The organism is Microbacterium esteraromaticum, from assembly GCF_900163815.1.
GTDB classification, from domain to species: Bacteria; Actinomycetota; Actinomycetes; order Actinomycetales; family Microbacteriaceae; genus Microbacterium; species Microbacterium esteraromaticum_B.
This window is the reverse complement of the sequence record NZ_FUKO01000047.1, coordinates 12,079-33,748: the sequence shown is the minus strand read 5'-3', so window position 1 is coordinate 33,748 and position 21,670 is coordinate 12,079. Positions and strand designations below refer to the sequence as shown.

General features: G+C 64.5%; 18 protein-coding genes. 6 read left to right on the top strand and 12 right to left on the bottom strand.

Annotated elements, in window-relative coordinates:
* Positions 1–137: 137 nt before the first annotated feature.
* The gene (locus tag FM104_RS15410) at positions 138–2,747 is read left to right on the top strand and encodes a purple acid phosphatase family protein (protein ID WP_087133114.1); all 2,610 of its coding nucleotides are present in this window, start codon (positions 138–140) and stop codon (positions 2,745–2,747) included.
* 155 nt (positions 2,748–2,902) lie between these two features.
* Here the strand turns inward: FM104_RS15410 and FM104_RS15405 are convergent, their stop codons facing one another.
* Genes FM104_RS15405 through FM104_RS15395 form a run of 3 tightly spaced genes read right to left on the bottom strand, consistent with a single transcriptional unit; the run spans position 2,903 to position 5,839 of the window.
* Positions 2,903–3,187, bottom strand: coding sequence for a putative quinol monooxygenase (locus FM104_RS15405; protein ID WP_087133113.1), 285 nt, complete (start codon positions 3,185–3,187; stop codon positions 2,903–2,905).
* A gap of 52 nt (positions 3,188–3,239) precedes the next feature.
* Entirely contained in the window at positions 3,240–4,298 is a 1,059-nt protein-coding gene (locus tag FM104_RS15400) for an LLM class flavin-dependent oxidoreductase (RefSeq protein ID WP_087133112.1), read from the bottom strand.
* Positions 4,299–4,327: 29 nt separating this feature from the next.
* On the bottom strand, positions 4,328–5,839 hold the full coding sequence (locus tag FM104_RS15395) for a DUF7059 domain-containing protein (RefSeq protein ID WP_087133111.1): 1,512 nt from the start codon (positions 5,837–5,839) through the stop codon (positions 4,328–4,330).
* A gap of 85 nt (positions 5,840–5,924) precedes the next feature.
* Between FM104_RS15395 and FM104_RS15390 the strand changes: the two genes are divergently transcribed.
* The 4 genes from FM104_RS15390 (at position 5,925) to trxA (ending at position 11,286) form a co-directional block, all read left to right on the top strand.
* A complete protein-coding gene (locus FM104_RS15390) occupies positions 5,925–8,099 on the top strand; it encodes a DUF6049 family protein (protein ID WP_087133110.1) in 2,175 nt (724 codons plus the stop codon).
* The gene (gene murJ / locus FM104_RS15385) at positions 8,092–9,711 is read left to right on the top strand and encodes a murein biosynthesis integral membrane protein MurJ (protein ID WP_087133109.1); all 1,620 of its coding nucleotides are present in this window, start codon (positions 8,092–8,094) and stop codon (positions 9,709–9,711) included. The genes FM104_RS15390 and murJ overlap by 8 nt, the downstream gene beginning before the upstream one ends.
* Before the next feature lie 179 nt (positions 9,712–9,890).
* Positions 9,891–10,859, top strand: coding sequence for a thioredoxin-disulfide reductase (gene trxB, locus FM104_RS15380; protein WP_087133108.1), 969 nt, complete (start codon positions 9,891–9,893; stop codon positions 10,857–10,859).
* A 103-nt stretch (positions 10,860–10,962) separates the two neighbouring features.
* Positions 10,963–11,286: a thioredoxin gene (trxA, locus tag FM104_RS15375; protein ID WP_087133107.1), complete on the top strand. Its 324-nt coding sequence runs from the start codon at positions 10,963–10,965 to the stop codon at positions 11,284–11,286.
* A 79-nt stretch (positions 11,287–11,365) separates the two neighbouring features.
* Here trxA and FM104_RS15370 read toward each other — a convergent pair whose 3' ends face one another.
* The 9 genes from FM104_RS15370 to rpmH all read right to left on the bottom strand — a co-directional run bounded on the left by FM104_RS15370 (position 11,366) and on the right by rpmH (position 19,650).
* The gene (locus tag FM104_RS15370) at positions 11,366–11,683 is read right to left on the bottom strand and encodes a hypothetical protein (RefSeq protein ID WP_087133106.1); all 318 of its coding nucleotides are present in this window, start codon (positions 11,681–11,683) and stop codon (positions 11,366–11,368) included.
* A gap of 48 nt (positions 11,684–11,731) precedes the next feature.
* The gene (locus tag FM104_RS15365) at positions 11,732–12,736 is read right to left on the bottom strand and encodes a ParB/RepB/Spo0J family partition protein (protein WP_087133105.1); all 1,005 of its coding nucleotides are present in this window, start codon (positions 12,734–12,736) and stop codon (positions 11,732–11,734) included.
* On the bottom strand, positions 12,736–13,617 hold the full coding sequence (locus FM104_RS15360; protein WP_179206833.1) for a ParA family protein: 882 nt from the start codon (positions 13,615–13,617) through the stop codon (positions 12,736–12,738). Before FM104_RS15360 ends, FM104_RS15365 begins: the two co-directional genes overlap by 1 nt.
* A 2,969-nt stretch (positions 13,618–16,586) precedes the next feature.
* Positions 16,587–17,213 (bottom strand): 16S rRNA (guanine(527)-N(7))-methyltransferase RsmG, encoded by a 627-nt coding sequence (gene rsmG, locus FM104_RS15350; RefSeq protein ID WP_087133102.1) that lies wholly within the window; start codon positions 17,211–17,213, stop codon positions 16,587–16,589.
* A gap of 36 nt (positions 17,214–17,249) precedes the next feature.
* Positions 17,250–17,744 (bottom strand): Jag family protein, encoded by a 495-nt coding sequence (locus tag FM104_RS15345; protein ID WP_087133101.1) that lies wholly within the window; start codon positions 17,742–17,744, stop codon positions 17,250–17,252.
* Positions 17,744–18,805, bottom strand: a complete 1,062-nt coding sequence (gene yidC, locus FM104_RS15340; protein ID WP_087133100.1) for a membrane protein insertase YidC — start codon at positions 18,803–18,805, stop codon at positions 17,744–17,746. The genes FM104_RS15345 and yidC overlap by 1 nt, the downstream gene beginning before the upstream one ends.
* 3 nt (positions 18,806–18,808) lie before the next feature.
* Positions 18,809–19,159 (bottom strand): membrane protein insertion efficiency factor YidD, encoded by a 351-nt coding sequence (gene yidD / locus FM104_RS15335; RefSeq protein WP_087133099.1) that lies wholly within the window; start codon positions 19,157–19,159, stop codon positions 18,809–18,811.
* On the bottom strand, positions 19,156–19,506 hold the full coding sequence (gene rnpA, locus FM104_RS15330) for a ribonuclease P protein component (RefSeq protein WP_087133098.1): 351 nt from the start codon (positions 19,504–19,506) through the stop codon (positions 19,156–19,158). The genes yidD and rnpA overlap by 4 nt, the downstream gene beginning before the upstream one ends.
* Positions 19,507–19,512: 6 nt before the next feature.
* Entirely contained in the window at positions 19,513–19,650 is a 138-nt protein-coding gene (gene rpmH / locus FM104_RS15325) for a 50S ribosomal protein L34 (RefSeq protein WP_045278552.1), read from the bottom strand.
* Between the two features lie 344 nt (positions 19,651–19,994).
* Between rpmH and dnaA the strand changes: the two genes are divergently transcribed.
* Positions 19,995–21,389, top strand: a complete 1,395-nt coding sequence (gene dnaA, locus FM104_RS15320) for a chromosomal replication initiator protein DnaA (RefSeq protein WP_087133097.1) — start codon at positions 19,995–19,997, stop codon at positions 21,387–21,389.
* Positions 21,390–21,670 lie beyond the last annotated feature (281 nt).

Here is a 21,670-nt window from a genome sequence, read left to right as displayed (position 1 = left end):
GTGGGCGCGTGGGGCGGGCAGCAGCCTCCGTTCACCGGGAAGTCGCCGGGCGGTCACGCGCGGGCCATCCCGACTCGATTGGGTGAGTGGGTGCGCTTCGGCGCGCGTCCCCTACCACCTCCAATCGAAGGATCGACATGCCCTTCCCACCCGCAGCCCGGCATCGCAGACAGGTGGTCGCCGCCACCCTCGCTGCGCTTCTCGGCGGCATCCTCATCGCCCCTGCAGCCGCTTCGGCGGATGCTGAGGTCGAGGTGCCCACCGCGCCGCTGATCACCACCGACAGCACCTGGCGCTACCTCGACGACAACACCGATCCCGGCCGCGGTGACGCGAACCTGCGCGTGTGGACGACTCCGTCTTACGACGACAGCACCTGGAAGAGTGCACAGGGCTCGTTCGGGGCCAAGCGGGGCGAGCTCGGCAAAGTCGGCCCGCACCAGCCGCGCACGCTGCTGACCCATTACATCGGCGACACGAAGACGACGGTGCCGACGTACTTCTTCCGCACCGACTTCACCCTCGCTGACGGAGTGGCCGATCAGGTGGCATCCCTCGCCGGCACCGTCACCTACGACGACGCGCTCGTCGTCTGGGTCAACGGCACCAAGGTCGCCAGCTACGTCGATGGCCGCATCACCGAAACCACCAACATCGAGTACGCCGGCGACAGCAACGGCGACCCGCTGACGAGCACCTTCACCGCCAAGAGCGATGTGCTCAACGACGGCGAGAACACGATCGCGGTCGCGCTGTATCAGGACCGCGAATCCAGCTCCGACATCTACTTCGACATGTCGAGCCTGAAGCTCGTGGCCGCGAACGACCCGGGTGAGCCGGTCGCCGCACCGCCGTCACGGGTGATTCTCACGCCCACCACCACTCCCGAGACCTCGCAGTCATTCACCTGGATGGCCAGCGACGCATCGCACACCACCGGTCAGGTGCAGATCTCACCAGCATCCGGCGGCACCGCCCGCACGGTCGACGCGTACTCCGCGGGCCTCGCCAACGGCAACCCGCTGCAGCACTTCTCCGCCACTGTCGACAAACTGACCCCCGCAACCGACTACCGCTACCGCGTGGGTCTCGCGGGCAGCTGGAGCGACTGGTACGAGTTCCGCACGGCAGATCCCGCCGCGACTGACTTCCAGTTCGTCTACTACGGCGACGCGCAGATCGGCCTCGACACCACCTGGCCCTCGGTCGTCAAGCAGGCCGAGGCCAACGCGCCTCGCTCGATCGGCTCGGTGCATGCCGGCGACCTGATCAACACCGGCTCGAACGAGAACGAGTGGGTGAACTGGTTCAAGGGCATGCAGCACTCGGCCACCAGCACCAACGTGATGGCCGCGCCCGGCAACCACGAGTACTCCGGCGACAAGATGCTCACCGCCTGGAAGGCGAACTTCGAATACCCGCACAACAATCCCGCTGTCGGCACGGTCGGCGAGCTCGCCAACCTCGCCCAGGGCGACTCGGATGTCGCGCGTCAGTACAAGGCGTACTTCGAGCACTGGAGCGAGTTCGCGCAGGAGACGGCGTACTACACCGACTACCAGGACGTGCGCTTCATCACGCTGAACGCGACGCGCGACAGGACGTTCCTCACCCCGAGCAACCTGCCGTCGTGCGCGGTCGAAGAGTGCCCGCAGAACGACGTCTCACGCCTGTGGACGCGCTTCCAGGCGGCCTGGCTCGACGGCATCCTGCGTGACAGCCCGTCGAAGTGGAACGTCGTCACCTTCCACCAGCCGGTGTACTCGACCTCGGCCGGCCGCGACGAGCCGATCCTGCGCGACGAGTGGGTGCCGGTGTTCGAGAACAACGACATCGACCTGGTCATGATGGGCCACGACCACACCTACGCCCGCGGCTACAAGAACACCACCGCGACCGAAACCCCCGGCCTCACCACGGGGCCCGTGTACATGGTGTCGAACTCGGGTGCGAAGCACTACAACCTCGAGACCGATGAGCGAAACGTGTGGACCAACAACGACGCCACCCAGGTGATCCGCGGCGAGCGCGTGACCACCTACCAGGTGATCGACGTATCGCAGGATCAGCTCGTCTACCGCTCGTACCTCGCCGAGAAGGTCGCGGGTGCCTCGACGGACAAGAACGTCGGCGACGTGTACGACGAGTTCACCGTCACCAAGTACGACGACGGTGAGAAGTGGGTCACCGAGGCGGGCATGACGCCACCGGCACAGCAGGTTCCGGCTTCGGTGACACTGGATGCCGCATCCGTCGAGGCCGGCTCTGTCGTCTCGCTGACGGGCGCCGGTTTCGCGGCGGGCGAGAAGGTGCGCTTCGAGCTGCGCTCGGAGCCGGTGCAGGTGGGAGAGGCGACGGCGGATGCTGACGGCATGCTCGCCGCATCCCTCACCGTTCCAGCATCCACTCCCGCCGGCGAGCACACCCTCGCCGCCATCCGCGAAGGCGGCGACGAGGTCACCGTGGCGATCACCGTCACGGCTGCGGAGGTCCCCGGCGGCGAAGACGGATCTGAGCCGGGTGACGGCGACGGATCCGGCGAGCCCGGTAATGGCGAGCCTGGCGACGGCGATGCGACTCCGGGTGACGGCACGGGGACGGATGCTGGAAACGGCGCAGCTGATGACGACAGCCTGGCCACCACCGGCGCCGACAGCGCTCCGTACATCGCAGCCGCTGGCATCCTGCTGCTGATCGGTCTCGGGCTTCTCATCGCACGCCGCCGCGACAAGGTGTCGACCGACTGACCCGCACCGGGATGCCCCGCATCCCACCCCTCGAGAAACCACTTTCTGCGCGAGAAGCATCCTCACAAGGTGTTTCTCATGCAGGAAGTGGTTTCTTGGTGTTCAGGAGGGCGGCACCAACGACGCCCGAGGCGTCGTGCGGTCAGCGTCTCGCGCTACTCGGACAGCCCCTCGATCGAGAAACGCCGTTCGACCGCTCTCGTCGCGATGCCCCATTCGCTGCGGGCTGCGCGCTCCTGATGAGCCCGGAAGGACACCTCATCGACGAACAGCTCATCGACCTGCCACACCAGCGGGTCGCTCGTCTGCACAACATCGAACGCTGCGCACCCGGATTCCGAGCGCGTCAGCGTGATGTGCTGCGCAAGCAGCCTTTTCACGAGCTGCACCTCAGCGTCGTCCCTGCACACAAGCTGCCCACTCAGTCGCACATCGTTCATGTGAACAGGCTAGATCGTCGAGCAGGGGCACGGTAGGTATTTCGGGCGGCCTTCAGACCACAGCGTCACCCTGCACAGGCCCCTCGGTGTTCGGTTTCCAGCCCATTGCCGGCGCAACGTGTTCGGCGAACGCCTGCAGCACGTGCAGGTTGTATTCCGGTCCCAGCTGGTTCGGGATCGTCAGCATGAGGGTGTCAGCGGCCATCACGGCCTCGTCGGCCCTCAGCTGCTCGATAAGCACATCGGGCTCTGCCGCGTAGGTCTTGCCGAAGGTGGAGCGGAATCCGTCGATCACGCCGATCTGGTCGCCGTTCTCGGCACTGCGCAGCCCGAAATAGGCGCGATCCCTGTCGTTGACAAGAGGAAACACGCTTCGGCTCACCGACACCCGCGGCGTACCGGTGTGCCCGGCGTCTTTATAGGCAGCGCGGAACAGATCGATCTGCTCTCGCTGCAACTCGTGGAACGGCTGCCCTGTCGCCTCGGTGACCAGCGTGGAACTCATCATGTTCAGCCCCTGCTGACCGGTGGTGACGGCGCTCGATCGCGACCCCGACCCCCACCAGATGTGGTCGCGCAGCGTCGGCGAGTGCGGCTCGATCGCAAGGTAGTGCCCCTCGCCGACCATCCGCGGGTCACCGGGAGCAATGCGCTCCCCGTCGACTGCCCGCATGAACAGATCGAACTTGTCACGGGCGAGCACACTGCCGCGCTCGGCATCCTCTGTGTCGACGTAACCGAACGCTTCGTACCCGCGCAGCGCCGTCTCGGGTGACCCGCGGCTCACACCGAGTGCGATGCGACCATCGGCGATGTAGTCGAGCGCGGCCGCCTCTTCAGCGAACTGCAGCGGATTCTCGTACCGCATGTCGATCACGCCGGTGCCGACTTCGATCCGCTTCGTGCGCGCGGCCATCGCCGACAACAACGGCATCGGCGAGGCCGCCTGCCGCGCCCAGTGGTGCACACGCACATACGCGCCGTTCACGCCGATCTCGTCAGCACCCTCGGCGATCTCGATGGTCTGGCGCAGCATGTCGCCCGCGGTGCGGGTGAGTGACCCGGGCACATCCGCGTAGTGCCCGAACGAGAGGAATCCGAAAGCCTTCATGTCTCATGCAAACGCATGGATACCGGATGCTATTCCGCAGGCAGCAGGATGCCGTCGAGCACCAGTTGACGGATACGGGGTTCCATCTCTTTCCACAACTCGGCCAGCGGCACCTCGAACAGGTCGGCGAGCGCCGCCGCGATCTGGCTGACCGTCAGTTCGCCGTCGCAGGCTCCGACGAAGCCTGCGAGAGCCGGGTCGACGGCGATCGTGCGACCGAAGCCCCCGCCCTGCCGCAGTTCGATCACACTGGGATCATCGTTGCCCGGCATGTAGTGGCGGGCTTCGGTGATGTCGGGAGCGGTGATGAGGCGGGGCGGGATGCCGGTGGCCAGCACGTCATGTGCGGCAAGGCCCGCGGCGAGCGCGCGGCCGAGGTTCGACACCGGCTGCGTGATGGATTCGAACCGGCGCAGGGGGTGCGAACCATCGCCACGCCGCAGCAGGATGTACCCGAAACCGACCGCGGTCACGCCCCGGGCATCGAAGTCGTCGAGCCAGGCGGTCAGCAGGCGAGTGAAGTCGGCATCGCGCGGCAGCGTGCCGCCATCGCGGATCCACAGCTCGGCGTAGGCGAGCGGGCTCAGCTCCTCACGCTGGATCACCCACGCATCCACATCCTCACGCACCCACGAACGCACCCGATCAAGCCCTGCGACACCATCGCGCGACTCCCAATTGCCGAGCAGCTGCGCAGCCCCGCCCGGGGTGAGGTGGGCCGGCGCTTCACGCAGAAACGCTTCCACCAACGCGTCGCCGACCAGTCCACCATCCCGGTATTCGTATTCGGGCACGCCGTGCACGCGCGGAGTGATGACGAACGGCGGGTTCGACACGATCAGGTCGAAGGCTTCACCGGCAACCGGTTCGAACAGGCTGCCGTGACGCACCTCGACGTTCTGCACACCGTTCAGCTGCGCATTCAGCTCGGCATATGCCAGAGCACGCTCAGAGACGTCGGTCGCGACGACCACCGATGCGTGCCGCGACACGAGCAGCGCCTGGATGCCGCATCCGGTGCCGAGATCCAGCGCACGCTCGATGGGCGCCCCGATCACGAGTTCGGCGAGTGTGCGCGAAGCACCGCCGACGCCGAGCACGTGGTCAGCGGGCAGCGAAGTGCCCAGCACCAACTCATCGAGGTCGCTGGCGATCCACCATTCGCCGACACCATCGGCATCCACGAACGACTGCGGGCGGATAACAGCCAGAGGCACAACCTCTGAACCGTCCACGCGACCCAGCCCCAGGGCGGCCACACCAGAAAGCCCGAGCCTCGGCAACGCACCCTCCACAGCCGTCAGAGGTTGCGGCATCCCGAGCACCCACAGGCGCCCCAGCGTCGACAGCGCGTCGTCGCGAGCACCGAGCGTACGCAGCACGGGTTCGCGCATTCCGCGCCCGAGAGCGTCGTCAGCTGCCTCGCCCCACAGCCGCCGCAGCGGGTCAGAGCGGAAGTCAGCAGCATCCAGATCGGCGGCAAGAGCCTGCGCGAGCGGAAGATCAGGGCGGGGGTGGTCGCGATCCGGCACGGCCGTCACTCTACGCGCCTTCAGCGTTCCCTACGCCGCGCCACCTAGAATCGGTGGCGTCGACTGTGCCTTCCGGCAGCACCGACGCCAACTTATGACTGCGTTCTCCCCCCGCGATGGCTCCCGCCCGCGCGCGCTGCGGCTGCTGAGCCGGCTCGCCGCGGTGCTCATCGTCGGCTCTGTCGCGATCGGCGGCGCATCTCCGGCATCCGCCGAGGACACCACTGATCCTGCCGAAGCCGACGCCGTCGTCACGATGTCGCTCTCCACCGGCATGGGCGCGGCCGTCGCGCCCGACGGGCCCCTGGTCAGCACCGTCACGCTCGCGAACAGCACCGAAGCGCAGTTGAGTGCTGGCACCGTCGAGGTCGAGCTCAACCGCACCGCACTGCCCGACGGAACCGCTCTCGACAAATGGTTCGATGCGGGAACCGCCGCGGGAGCGTTCGAACCGCTCGCCTCCGAACCGACTCCCCTGGTCTCCGACGGCGACAGCGCCGACATCAGTGTGATGGTGGATGCTACCGACCTCGGCGACCTGAAGCCCGGCGTCTATCCGGTGAGCGCGCAGCTCACCGGCGCGAAGACCACCGACGCCGATGGCGCCGCGATCGACTGGAACCTCACCGCGAGCACCGTCATCGTCGTCACGAAGGCCGACCAGCAGACCGTCGGCGTTCTCGTGCCGATCACGGCGACGCCCGAGAACGGCTCGCTGCTCACGGTCGACGAGCTCGCCACCCTCACGGCTCCCGACGGCGCGCTCTCCGGGCAGCTGGATGCCGTGCTCGGCACGACGGCGATTCTCGGTGTCGACCCGTCGATCCCGACGGCGATTCGGATGCTGGGCACGCGCGCTCCGCAGAGCGCCATCGACTGGCTCGATCGACTCGAGCGGCTGTCGAACAGCTTTTTCATGCTGCAGTTCGCCGATGCCGACCCGGCAACGCAGGTGCATGCCGGGCAGAAGACGTTGCTGGGGCCGCCCGATCTCACCCCGCTGCTGCTGGACGAGGACTTCCCCGCGGCCACGCCCTCACCCGCGCCGACACCGACCACAACCACAACCACGACGGAGGATCCGGAGCCGACCCTGCCGGATAGCAGCGACCTGGGCGCGATCTTCGGCGCCCAGACCGACATTCTCTGGCCGCGCGATGATGTGAACGACGCCGATCTCGACGCGTTCAACGCGCAGGATCCCGTCTTCACGATCCTGCCGTCGACATCTGTCGACGGTGTGAGCAGTGCGCGCAGCAAAGCAGGAGAGCATGATCTGCTGGTGACGGATGCGGCAGCATCCGCTCGATTGTCCGCCGCCGCCGAACTGACCGATCCGGCAGCCATCGACCGCGAGCTCGCCGCCGCGGCCGGGCAGCTCTTCTATGCCGCACAGGGTTCCGACACCGTGCTGGTGGGCCTGGATCGCTCCGAGACCCGATCACCCGTAGCGTTGCGCGAACTGCTCAGCACCTTCGCCAGCCCGACCGTGAATCTTGCTGCGCTGCGCGGTTCGCGAGCGGCATCCGCCACGGTGAGCGCCGAACCCGACCTGTCGCGCGCGACGTCACTCACGGCCATGCTCGCCGATGGCAAGCGCCTGGTCGCGTTCTCCAGCGTGCTCGAAGAGCCGGCGGTGCTGCTGGTTCCGGAGCGAATCCGCATCATGCGCACCATCGGCGTCGGCGTCGAAGATGAGAGCTTCTCCGCAGCCGTCGCCGCGCAGGCGACCAGCGTGCAGACGACACTTGATTCGGTGAGCATCGTGCAGCCGAAACCTGTGCAGCTGTTCACTGCGGCGGCGCCGCTGCCGGTGTGGGTGCGCAATGATCTGCCCTGGCCGGTGAACGTGTCGCTGAACAGCAGCCCGTCCTCTCCCCGGCTCGACATTCAGCCGGTCACCGAAGTCGCCGCCCTCGCCGCCACCAGCACGCGCGTCGATGTGCCGATCGAGGCGCGCGTCGCGAGTGGTGACGTGCAGGTGGGCTTCCGGCTGTACAGCCCCACCGGAGTTCCGATCGGATCGCCCGAGGTCGCCGATGTCACGCTGCGCGCCGAGTGGGAGGGCATCGGGCTCGGCATTCTCGGCGGTCTGATCGGCCTGCTGCTCGTGTTCGGCATCGTGCGGACGGTGCTGCGCAAACGCCGTGCGCAGACGGATGCTGTGGGTGCTGATGCGGCGGATGCTGGGCCAGCATCCGCAACAGATGCGGCCTCCGCGTCTACGCCCGCGAACCAACCCGCACCCGCGAAGGAGACGGATGAGTAGCCTCGGCCGCGCCAGCGCGATCCTCGGCGCCGGCACGCTCATCTCCCGCGTCACCGGGCTCGTGCGAACGATCGTGCTCGTCGCGGCGATCGGCAGCATCGGTCAGGCCAGTGACGCGTTCGCGGTGGCGAATCAACTGCCGAACAACGTCTTCACCATCATCCAGACCGGCATCCTGACCGCCGTGATCATCCCGCAGATCGTACGCTCTGCCAGCCATAAAGACGGCGGCAGCGCCTACATCTCGAAGTTGTTCACGCTCGGAACGGTGGTGTTCCTCATCGTCACCGCGGCCGCGATGGCGATCGCACCGTGGCTGGTCATGCTCTACGTTGACTCCTGGCCGCCAGCGCAGCTGGCACTCGCCACCGCCTTCGCCTACTGGTGCCTTCCGCAGGTCTTCTTCTACGGTCTCTATGCCCTGATCGGCGAGACGCTGAACGCGAAGCGCGTATTCGGCCCGTACACGTGGACGCCCGTCGCGAACAACATCATCTCGATCGCGGGATTCCTGATTTTCATCGCTTTGTTCGGCGGCAACCAGAACGTGGTCGACGCCTGGGATCCGACGATGATCGCCGTACTCGGCGGCACAGCCACGCTCGGCATCGCCCTGCAGGCCGCGCTGCTGCTCTTCGCCTGGCGACGTACGGGGCTCTCGCTGCGTCCGGATTTCCGCTGGCGAGGCGTGGGTCTCGGCCAAGTAGGAACCCTCGCAGGCTGGACGTTCTTGATGGTGATTGCGGGGCAGATCGCAGGCCTCATTCAGACCAGGGTCGTCACCGATGCATCCGGCGACCACCCGTCGACCGCTCTGATGATGGCGGCGTGGCTGGTGTTCATGTTGCCGTACTCGATCTTCGCGATCTCTATCGGCACCCCGTATTTCACGCAGATCGCCGAGCATGCGGCTGCTGGCCGCCGTGACGACGTGCGCAGCGACGTCGCACGGTGCATGCGCTTCGTGTCGCTTTTCGTGGTGGGGTCGGGAGTGGCCCTCGCTGTTGCGGCGGTTCCTGCGACCCGCATCTTCACCGAGAGCGCCGCCCAGGCCCTCGAGGCAGCACCGGTACTGGTCTGCTACCTGGTGGGCCTAGTACCACTGTCGCTGCTGTTCATCGTGCAGCGCGCCTTCTACGCCTTCGGCGACACCCGCACGCCGTTCCTGTTCACGCTGGTGCAGGTCGCGCTCATCATCGGCTTCTCATACCTCGCTGCCGCCGTCGCACCCCTCAGCCAACTCGCCGCGGCCGTCGCCCTCGGACAATCGCTTGCCGGCCTCGTGCAGACTGTCATCGCCATCCTCATCCTGCGGCGGCGCCTCGGCGGCCTCGAGCTGCCGCAGACGCTGCTGTCAATCGGCCGGTTCTTCATGGCCGCGATCCCCGCAGGTCTTGCCGGCTGGGGCGCCTACGTGCTGATGGGCGCAGGCGCGGGCTGGACGGCCGGGCAGACCGGTATGACCTTCATCGACAAGATGCTCGGCGCTGTCGGCACCGGCGTCGTCGGGCTGATCGCCGTCATCGTGTATGCGCTGGTGCTGGTGCTGCTGCGTGCCCCCGAGCTCGCGGGTGCCACGCGGTTGGTGAAGCGGATGCTGCCCGGGCGCTGATCGCTGGCGGCTTCGGTCACGCCGCCTGCGGGATGTGCACACCTGCGTGCACATCAGCATCCGTCGCGCGATTCTTGCCGGGCCTCAGGCTGCGGGAATGTCCCGCGGTTACCATGGGTTGAAGCAGTCGTGGCGGGTTCATCGCATCCGGTTTCCCGTCTGCCGATCAAGGAGAGCACATGCGTCAGGTCATCATCATCGGTTCCGGCCCAGCCGGGTTCACCGCCGCCATCTACGCGGCGCGCGCGAACCTGAGCCCGCTGCTTGTCGCGAGCAGCGTCGAGGTCGGTGGCGAGCTGACCAAGACCACTGACGTCGAGAACTTCCCCGGCTTCCCCGAGGGCATCCTCGGCCCCGAGCTGATGACGAAGATGCAGGAGCAGGCAGAGCGCTTCGGCACTGAGGTGCTCTACGACGATGTCACCGAGCTCGAGGTCGACGGGCCGGTCAAGAAGGTCACGCTCGGCAACGGAGACGTGCACGAGGCATCCACCATCATCTACGCCACCGGCTCCGCGTACCGCAAGCTCGGCGTCGAGGGTGAAGAGCGCCTGTCGGGCTACGGCGTCTCGTGGTGCGCCACCTGCGACGGCTTCTTCTTCCGCGAGAAGACGATCGCCGTCGTCGGCGGCGGCGACTCGGCGATGGAAGAGGCCACGTTCCTCACCCGCTTCGCGTCGAAGGTCTACGTCATCCACCGCAAGGACACGCTGCGCGCCTCGAAGATCATGCAGGAGCGCGCGTACGCGAACGACAAGATCGAGTTCATCTGGAACAGCGAAGTCGCCGAGGTCACCGGCGGCGATTCGGTCACCGGAGTGAAGCTGCGCTCGACCGAAGACGGCACGATGACCGACCTGGCGCTCGACGGACTCTTCGTCGCGATCGGAAACGACCCCCGCACGCACCTCGTGCACGACAAGCTGCGGCTGACCGACGCGGGCACGATCTGGGTAGATGGCCGCTCGTCGATCACTTCCGTTCCGGGCATCTTCGCCGCCGGCGACGTGATCGACGCCACCTACCGTCAGGCCGCCACGGCCGCCGGTTCCGGAGTCGTCGCGGCGCTCGATGCCGAACATTTCCTCGCTGACCTGGCGGATGCTGATGTGCCGGCCGCCGAAGCCGCAGAGGTCATCGTCGCCTGAGCATCCGGGAACAATCCACCGGCACTCGACGTTTCACCCGGTGTCATCCCCACACAACATTCCGAACGTATTTCTGAAGAGTATTTGAAAAGGGAGAGAATTCATGACTGCCAAGGCAACCACCCAGGCCACCTGGGATCAGGACGTGCTCCAGGCCGAAGGCCCCGTTCTCGTCGACTTCTGGGCCGAATGGTGCGGACCGTGCCGCATGGTCGCGCCGGTTCTTGACGAGATCCAGGCAGAGAACCCTGACAAGATCACGATCCTCAAGCTCAACGTCGACGAGAACCCCGAGCTCGCGATGAAGTACCAGATCACGTCGATTCCGGCGATGAAGGTCTTCCACGGGGGCGAGGTCAAGACGACCATCATCGGCGCGAAGCCGAAGCCGGCGCTCGAGAAGGACCTCGCCGCGTTCATCGGCTGATCTTCTCGCTGAAGGCTCTGAAGCCCGTCACCTTTCGAGGTGGCGGGCTTCTTCTATGCGGGACGGACGCTCTCCGGATTCAGCTGCGCGGGGAGCGCTGCGTGACGGCCGGACTCATCATCTGCCAGACGGTGCTCGACAGATCGGGGTACTCGAGCGCGATGCGGCGCAGGACTTCGTCATTCCAGGCGCGATCGCGCACGTTGCCGCCATGCACTTCGATCCAGTCGGTGCGCAGCAGCAGCACCACCAGTTCATCGGTGGTCGGCAGCTCGCTCATGAACTCCCAGGGGTCCTCCCCGAACCGCAAGCGCTCATGCACGAGCACCGATCGCTCATCGGTGGCCTCTGCACGAAGCACCTCAAGACTTGCGCGGCGGGGAAAAGAACTACTCACCCGTCAAGCCTACGCGCGCTCTGAGCGCCCGCGGCCGCTGCGCACTCCTCAGCGGGCGCCGAACTCCTCTTCGCCGATGTCCTTCAGAATTCGATTCAGATCCTGAATGGAGGCGAATTCGATCTTGACCTGGCCTTTTCGCGCACCCAAGGTGATCTGGACCCGGGTGTTCAGGCGATCTCCGAGCTTACTCGAGACCTCATCAAGGTAGGCGCGTCGCGCACCCGCCTGAGTCTTTCCCGACGTGCCGGAGCTGGTGGGGAGGCTCTTCGCAGCTGCCTCGGTGGCGCGCACGGAGAGGTCTTCGTTCACGACCTTGTCGGCAAGGCGTTGCATCTGGTCGGGGTCCTCGAGCGACAGGATCGCACGGGCGTGGCCTGCGGTCAGCACACCGGCCGCGACCCGCTGCTGCACCGGAAGCGGAAGCCGGAGCAGACGGATGGTGTTGCTGATCTGCGGACGAGAACGCCCGATACGTGTGGCCAGCTGCTCCTGCGTGATGCCGAAGTCCTCCAGCAGCTGCTGGTAGGCCGATGCCTCTTCGAGCGGGTTCAACTCCGACCGATGGAGGTTTTCGAGCAGCGCATCGCGCAGCAGGTCTTCGTCTGCCGTTTCGCGCACGATCGCAGGGATCGTCTCGAGGCCGGCTTCGCGGGCGGCGCGGGTGCGGCGCTCACCCATGATCAGTTCGTACTCCCCCGACGAATTCTTGCGCACCACGATGGGCTGCAGCACGCCGAACTCACGGACGCTGTGCACCAGCTCGGCGAGGTGATCCTCATCGAAGTTCGTGCGCGGCTGGCGGGGATTCGGAACGACGAGCGTCGGGTCGATCTGCACCAAGCGAAGACCCGGAATGTCCGTGAGATCAGCATCGTTCGCGGTGGTCGTGGCGCTCTTGGTCTCAGTGGCACCCGGAGACGCGGATGCTGTCGCAGCATCCGCCTTGAGCTTCGAGCCGCCCGGGAAGAAGACGTCGACAGGACGCTCGGACTGATCCGCCGTGGGGATCAAGGCACCGATCCCCCGACCGAGTCCAGTTCGCTTTGCCATCATTTCTCCTTCTTCTGCGCGATGCGGGAGCCTCGTCGCGCGATTTCGACAGCTGCTTCTCGGTAGGCGACGGCGCCCGCGGAGGTGGGATCGTATGCAAGCACCGTCTGACCGAAGCTCGGCGCCTCGGAGACGCGGACGGAGCGTGGAATGACGGATTCCAGCACCTGTTCCGAGAAGTGCGTGCGCACCTCGTCGGCGACTTGCTGCGCAAGGCGCGTGCGTCCGTCGTACATGGTGAGCAGAATCGTGGAGAGGTGCAGTTCCGGATTGAGGTGCTTCTGAATCATCTGGATGCTGCCGAGCAGCTGGCTCAGGCCTTCGAGCGCGTAATACTCGCATTGGATCGGGATGAGAACTTCGGATGCTGCCGTGAACGCGTTGATCGTGAGCAGGCCGAGTGATGGCGGGCAGTCGATGATCACGAAGTCCATCGCGGTGTCGCGCAGGTACTCCTCCAGGGCGCGACGGAGGCGGAATTCTCGGGCCACCTGCGAAACGAGCTCGATTTCTGCGCCGGCAAGGTGGATCGTACTTGGCGCGCAGTACAGATTTGGCGACTCGGGGCTCTGCTGCACGATGTCAGCGACCGGAACGTCGTCGATCAGAACGTCGTAGACGCTCGGAGTCTCTGCCGAATGGGCGACACCCAGCGCGGTCGACGCGTTCCCCTGCGGGTCAAGGTCGACAACGAGCACTTTCGCGCCGAGACCGGCAAGAGCGGATGCCAGGTTCACCGCGGTGGTCGTCTTACCCACGCCGCCCTTCTGGTTCGAGACCGTCAGGACTCGCGGATCACCTTCGAATTCGACCTTGACGTCCTGGAGTGCCCTTCTTCGAGACGAAAGATCGGCAAGTTCGCGCGCGAGCGGCGTATCCATCCCGAAATTGTTGTTCGGCAATGCGTTGTCCGATAGTTTCACGTGAAACATCGACTCCTTTCGGGACCCAGTCCCACTCTAATCGGGCGCGCCGACATGGCGAAACGCAGCGCTGCGATCTCGTCTACGGGGGACACATGGTCCTCGTTGTGACCGTAGAGCTGCGGCCCAAAGGAGCGGTCGGGAGTGCCCCTCCCCTAAAGCCACGAATCGAGTATGTCGCTCGTGTTTGGTGACGTGACGCATCAAGGCGCGAAGTCGTTTGACAGCGAGAGACCTCCTGTCAGGTACAAAATGTGCTCGCGCTCCGAGCCGTACTTCTTGCCACCCGAGGAACTGAGTTGGTGGGGGCAACTCCTGCGACTGAAGGGATCTGGCTTGTGAACCAGTTGGAGGGCTGACGTGTGCGCATGAGAAGTAGCGGCCGCGCGGAGCCGCTCCGCGGGTAGGTCCAGGGGCCAATTCGGGCGTCGCCCCCACCCTTGAAGGGTGGCCCGTGTCGAGAGCCGCATGGGCAACCATCCGGCAGACACGTAGTCCATCGCGCCGTGGGATATGCCAGCGGGGTGCCTGGGAAGGTTGCATTTCGTGGTGCCGACCGCGTGAGAGTGGACCCCGGAGTACCGATGTGCAGCCAGGGTGACGGTGACCGACTGTAGGCGGTCCCTTCATGCCGGCGAGGACGAGGACATGGGGGGGTGGGCCCAGTCGAACGGCCGGAGAGTCACCGACCTGTATGACGCAAAAGGGGCGTCTCGCTGGTTTCACGTGAAACGGGTATTGAGCGTCTTGCGCTTCCTGAAGGATCGGAGCGTGTCCCGTCACGCCACCGAGATCACGGAGATCTGACCTTGCGCAGTGTTTCACGTGAAACAATCCGATCGGCGCCGGATTGGTGCGGGTTTGATCCCGCAATTGGGGTCGGTCATGTTCGAGCTTGAACTGGACTTGCCGCAAAGAACCAGCGCGTCATCGCAATCGTCGCCGCGTGTTTCACGTGAAACGTATCGGCTCAACACGGCCTCCCTGATTTCGTCGGCTGTGTGAATCCTGCAACACCGATGGGTGTGTCCCCCTCCCTTTCACCACCGTTCAATACGAGTCATCCCGACGACCCCTGTTCTCGACTGGGCGACCGGGATATATGGCCGCGTTGGACGAGCCACTGTGAGGCCACGGTAGTGTTTCACGTGAAACGATCCGGATTAGCCGGCCTTTCCAGTTCTGTAGATGACGTTTCCTTTGCGTGAAGCGTCGAAAACCGCGTCCGGGATCTACCCATCCCGTGGCTCGACTCGACCACGCCCCCGGCCCGATGGTGTTGACGATGTCGATCGGGCTCGGGGCAGCTGCACCTCAGTTCACCGCGTCGATCCGATCCCACAGTGAATCGCTGACCTCTATGGCGTGATCGGCCAGGCACGCTCCGCCACCACCTCTGCGCCCTACATGTGTCCCCAAAAGGCCTGGAGCTTGACGCAGGTCGACGCTGAATCTTGCAGATTCCCGTGTCTGGCAAGAACGAGATCCGCAACCACCGGGCCCTGCGCCAAAAATCACCGTGGGAGGACTCCCCGACCCGATCTTCCCTCCTTGAGCCAGTTAGACGAGCGCATTCAATGGGGGATTTGGCAGCTCTCCTCCGACACACATCACACGAATCGAACGCGACAGTCCCGTTCGCCGAATGGGCTGCATCCTGCAAGGCCATGGCTCTGTCGCTTCGATCTCCGCGAGCCATCACGTTGACAGCGTGAATGCGAGGTGACTGAGGATGGGCAGGCGCCGCTCGCCGTTTCACGTGAAACATTTTTTTGACGCCATCCTGTCCGGAACCCACGGGACGGTCTAGCGATTCCCCGAAGCTCGTTGCGACATCCCGGTTCGACGATCCCACCGTGCTGGCTCCTGTTCCGACAGAGTCAACTAGCCGCATCCACCCGATCAGCGCTGATCACGCCCCGGGTGGCTATGCCGCTGATCGAAGCCCAGGCCCGCAAGAAAACACACCTCCCGCACCACCAGTTTCCCGCGAAACGCGAATGTGCTCCGCGCTACTTCGCTTGAGCCTCCCCAACCGCGTTCCGGATATTGACCAGCTTGCCTCGATTCAGTGGGCAGTAATGCAGATCCCACCACCCTCTCCAAAGCCACCATCGTCGATCACAGGCTGAGACCGAGCCGTCTGCAACCCCGGGGCGAATTGTTTCACGTGAAACACCATCGCCCTTCGAGACCGAAGCCCAAAAGCGCCGCCTCCCTGTGTCCGGCGCGTGCGCGCCCGGGTATACCCACACCTTCAGGCGATTGCCCGGCCATTTTGCATGGAGCCCTTCGCAGCTTTACGGCTGGGCCCAGGGGCGAAGCCCTTGATGGTCGTTGCCATTGCACCCACCATTCGAAGGACTATTTGCCGGCTACACCCGATCCCGCACTGATCGAAGCACAGACATCTTTCGCATCCGCTCCGCACCGCGTGTGGATCAGCAGCAGATGTTTCACGTGAAACGTCAGCACTCGCCTCACGTCCCATCCAACAGCCGAGAAATGTCCCGCCTGCTGTAGCTCGACCGTTCGCCAGCTACAGACGAGGGGAGAGTTGGTGTCCCCTTCCCGCACGAAGACACTCCACCGCTAACGGTTCATGTGATGAGACCTTGGCCGCGACCAGTACGCTCCCGCTCCCCAATCCCCAAGTGAACACCGTAGAAGACGCGCCATAGACACAAGCTCGTCGTCCCAAGTCCTCATACGCGGACCAAAACAGGTGCGCGCAACAGAACCGATGCACCCGCTGACCGATCGCGGATGAGCTGCTGTAGGAGAGCTGCGGGAGCGGGAAGCCCGCCGCCCCGAGTTCTCAGAGGACTAAATCCCGTGCGAACTATAGAACCGATGCAACGCTGAGCCCCGGCCACACCGCATCCAGACGCCAATGTTTCACGTGAAACACCACCACAACCGCCGGATCAGGCACGGACGCGAGCGCGGACGACTCTGGTCGGTTCAGCGAGAACACCTTCACCCAGCACCTCGACGGTGACGCCCGTCACCTTGTGCTTCTTCAACACCTTCTGCGCGGCTTCGATCTCGGTCGGAACGTTGTGCCCCTTGAGCAGAATCAGCTCGCCACCGTCTCTCACGAGCGGCGCTGTAATCGGAATCAACGTTCGCATCGCGCTCACGGCTCGCGCGGTGACCACATCGAACTCCAGCCCCACGTCTTCACCGCGGGCGCGCATCACCGTCACGTTATCCAGACCCAGAGCAGCGACCTGCTCATTGAGCCAGACCACGCGCCGGTCCATCGGCTCGATAAGTATCCACTCCACGTCCGGCCGCGCGATTGCGAGCACGAGTCCGGGCAAGCCAGCCCCCGACCCGATGTCCGCCACCGAACCCACGAACAGTGGCGCAGCGATCGCAGAGTTGAGGATGTGTCTGGTCCACAGCCGGGGCAGTTCCAGTGGACCGATCAGCCCGCGCAGTTCGCCCTCCGCGGCCAGAGCCGCGGTAAACCGCTGAGCGAGCTCGATCCGATCGCCGAAGATCTCCGCGGCGACCACGGGCTCAGCCTCTACGGCGGATTCACTCATCACCGTAAGCTCCCACCGCGCGTTTCACGTGAAGCATCAACGACGCGAGATCACCGTGTGACGATCCGCGCCCTCGCCGTAAGACTCGGAGACAAGCCCACGATCCGAGACGATGTCGTGGATCAGCTTGCGCTCATAGCTCGACATCGAAGGCAAGGATGCCTGGCCTGCGCCGTCATCGAGCTTGGCGACAGCCGCATCCACCAGCGTCTCCAACTGACGGCGGCGGATGTCGCGCGAGCCGCCGACATCAAGAATCAGCCGGGAGAACGATCCGGTCTCGCTCTGCACGGCCAGACGAGTCAGCTCCTGCAGCGCCTGCACGGTGTCGGGTGCCGACAGCGTCGAGAGTGCGTCGCCTTCAGCCTCGACCGACACGTAGGCCCGGCCCTGGCGAACATCGAGGTTCAAGTCGCCATCGATGTCAGCGATATCAAGCAGCTCTTCGAGGAAGTCAGCTGCGACATCCCCCTCGTGCTCCAGATCCTCTGTGCTTGCTTCGCTGTGGTTCTTAACATCTTCAGCGGTCATCAGTTCGACCCCTTCTTCTTGGCACGCTTCTTACCCATCGGCTGCTCGCGCTTCGGTGCAGCAGCCTTGGCGCGCTCCACCTCTTCGAGCTTGCGCTGCTCTTCAGCCTTGTGAACCTCCATCGGCACAACCTTGCCCTCGGAGTTGATCGCCTTGCCCTTGCGAGCCAGACGCTCTTCGCGAGCCTTGGCCGCCTCAGAACCGGGCGTCGGCATCTCGCGAATGACGAGGAACTGCTGGGCCATGGTCCACAGGTTCGACACGAACCAGTAGATGACGACACCGAGCGGGAAGAACACACCAGAGAAGATGAAGCCCAGCGGCAGCACATAGAGCATGATCTTCTGCATCTGGTACGCCTGGCCGGTCTTGGCCTCGGGCGACAGGTTCTTCGAGATGATCTGCAGCTGGGTGAAGAACTGCGAGCCGATCATCAGCACGACGAGGATGACCAGCAGCACGATCGCCGGCGTGTTCTGTGCGCTCCAGGCGTCGCCCAGCGTCTCGTGCAGAGACACCGTGCCGAGCAGCTTCGCGTCGTAGAACTCCTGTGTGAGTTCGGCGTTGAGCAGACCCACACCGCCCACACCGATCTTCTGATGCGCCGCGACGTCGCGCAGCACGCTGAAGAGCGAGAAGAAGATGGGCATCTGCACCAGCATCGGCAGACAGCTCGACATCGGCGTCGTACCGTGCCGCTTGTACAGCGCCATCGTCTCGCGGCTCATGGCCTCTCGAGACAACTGATCCTTTTTGCCCTTGTACTTCTCTTGAACTTTTCGCAGTTCAGGAGCAATTTCCATCATCTTGCGCTGGCTCTTGATCTGCTTCACGAACAGCGGGAAAACCGCCGCACGCACCACGATCACCAGGCCGACGATCGACAGCACCCAGGTCATGCCCTCGGCCGCCGGCAGCCCGACGACCGTCAACAACCAGTGCCAGGCGACGAGGATGAGCTCGACAGCCCACTTCAGTGGCCACAGCACGATCCCGATGAGGTCGAAACCGCCACCGTCGTCGGGTGCAGATGTGCTTGCGAGCAGAAGGTCAAGACCCACTGTTCAGTCCTTTCGAGCAGGTACGACGAAACCGTGAGGAGTCAGTTCGTATCGGAAGTGAGCATGAGGGCGAACGTCGTCGACGCCACCCTTGCTCCACGGGTTGCACCGCAGAATGCGCCATGCCGAGAGGATTGCTCCCCACACGGCGCCGTGCTGTTGCACCGCACCTACAGCGTACGCGGAACAAGATGGGTAATACCGGCACACTTCGCCGTACAGCGGCGAGATGATCGCCCGATAGACGGTCAAAAAGCCGATAACGAGATTTCGGGGGAGTGCCAGAAAGCCACGCAGCAGATCGGATGCCCGGAACCGCGCCGTTCCGAACGCGTACGAAGGCAGCGCGCTCATGCCCGGTCCGACCCTGGAACCAGTCGATTGAGGCACCGGGAGACATCTGCCCGCAGTTGCGAGAATTCGGCGTTGGCGGATGCAGGAAGGGCACGGATGACGACATCCGTGCCCTCGGGAACCGTCTCGCGAAACTCCGCACAGATCGCCTTCAGACGACGGCGAACGGTGTTGCGAACCACGGCGGTTCCTACCTGCTTGCTGATGATGAAGCCGAACCGGGGTGCCCGCTGGTCCGCACCGGGCAACACTGAGGTCACCAGACGCGGTCCGCCGCATCGTGCTCCGCGACGGACGACCTGTCGGTAGTCGACGCCGCGAGTCAGACGATTCGGCCGGGCGAGCACAGGGCTTTACGCCGAGAGCTCAGTGCGGCCCTTCGCGCGGCGTGCCGCAAGGATGCCGCGACCCGCACGGGTGCGCATGCGGGCACGGAAGCCGTGCTTCTTGGCACGACGACGGTTGTTGGGCTGGAAAGTGCGCTTGGTCATGGAATCACTCCGGAACTGGGTGTCGCCGGGGGTTCTTTCTTCCGGAGACAGAGGGTACTGCCGTTAGGCATAAGTCAACCGATTAAGGGTACGACCTGCCGTGGCGCAGGGCAAATCAGCCGTTGGATGCTATCGCGCCGGCCAGCGGGTTGTGCGCAGCATCCGCGAAGTTGCGCACACCTATTATCCACAACTGTGGACATCTGCTCGCTTCGCGACACTCCCGCGTGTTTCCGGGGGCGGCTTGCCGATACCCGGGCCGGTGGCTACCTTAACAAGCAACGTTATCCACAGGGGGAGACCACGCTTGCGGGCGACCTTTCCACAACCTCGCCCGGAGCAACATGACTTCTCCCGCCGACCACCCCGATGTGCCGATCTGGGCGACCCTTCTCGAGCGACTCTCCGATGATGAGCGCGTCACCCCGCAGCTGCAGGGATTTCTGAGTCTGGCTGTCCCCGCCGGAGTGATGAGCGGGGTGCTCTATCTCGACGTGCCGAACGATCTGACCGCCGCGCAGATCAACAAGCGTCTGCGCATGCCTCTTCTCGAAGCTCTCTCGGCCGTCGGTGACGAAGTCACCTCGTACCGAACGGTCGTCAACCACGAGCTCGCCGATCAGCCGACGATGCCGATCAACGTTCCCGATTTCGCCACCCCCGAGCCGATTCGCATGGAATCAGCGGTCGATCAGCCCGTGCCGCTGCGACACGAATCGCGACTGAACCCGAAGTACACCTTCGACAACTTCGTCATCGGCCAGTCCAACCGCTTCTCGCACGCCGCCGCAGTCGCTGTCGCCGAGGCACCGGCCAAGGCCTACAACCCGCTGTTCATCTACGGCGATTCGGGGTTGGGTAAAACCCACCTGCTGCACGCGATCGGCGAGTACGCCCAGTCGCTGTACACCGGTGTGAAGGTTCGCTACGTCTCCAGCGAAGAGTTCACGAACGACTTCATCAACTCGATCGCCAACAACCGCGGTGCCGCATTTCAGAGCCGCTACCGCGAAGTCGACATCCTGCTCATCGATGACATCCAGTTCCTGCAGGGTCGTGCCGAGACGCAGGAAGCGTTCTTCCACACGTTCAACCAGCTGCATGACCACAACAAGCAGGTGGTGATCACGAGCGATGTCGCCCCCAAACTGCTGACCGGCTTCGAAGACCGCATGCGCAGCCGGTTCGAGTGGGGTCTGATCACCGACGTGCAGGCTCCTGACCTCGAAACCCGCATCGCTATCCTGCGCAAGAAGGCCCAGAGCGAATCGCTGCACATCCCCGATGAGGTGCTCGAGTACATCGCCACCGTCGTCTCATCGAACATCCGCGAGCTCGAGGGCGCGCTGATCCGCGTCTCCGCCTTCGCCAGTCTGAACCGCTCGGCACTCGACATCTCGCTGGCCCAGACAGTGCTGCGCGACATCATCGACACGACCGAAGACAACATCATCTCGCCGACCGACATCATCATCGCCACGGCGGCGTTCTTCAAGCTCACTGTCGATGACCTGTACGGCTCGAGCCGTTCGCAGCAGATCGCGATCGCCCGGCAGATCGCGATGTACCTGTGCCGCGAGAGGACGAGTCTGTCACTGCCGAAGATCGGTCAGCTATTCGGCAACCGCGACCACACGACCGTCATGTACGCCTACAAGAAGATCAGCGAACTGATGAAGGAACGCCGCTCGATCTACAACCAGGTCACCGAGATCACGACGCAGATCGGTCGCCGCTGAACGGTCGCTGCCGATCACGGCATCCGATTCTTCCCGAGCGGATGCCGGCAGCCCGACACGCCTCTCGCTGAGCGGGATCGCTCGGCTTATCCGCAGGCCCTGTGGATAACTTGTGCAAACATTCGGTTTCGGATCGATTCCAGAGCACTGCCTGTGGATAACTGCCAGGGCGACTTTCATCCTCCACACCCTGTAAACCCGCGGATTCCTCAGGGCGTCCACATGTGACACCGGTGTAGTTTCCTACTCTCGACTGATATCCACCGAGTTATCCACAGTAT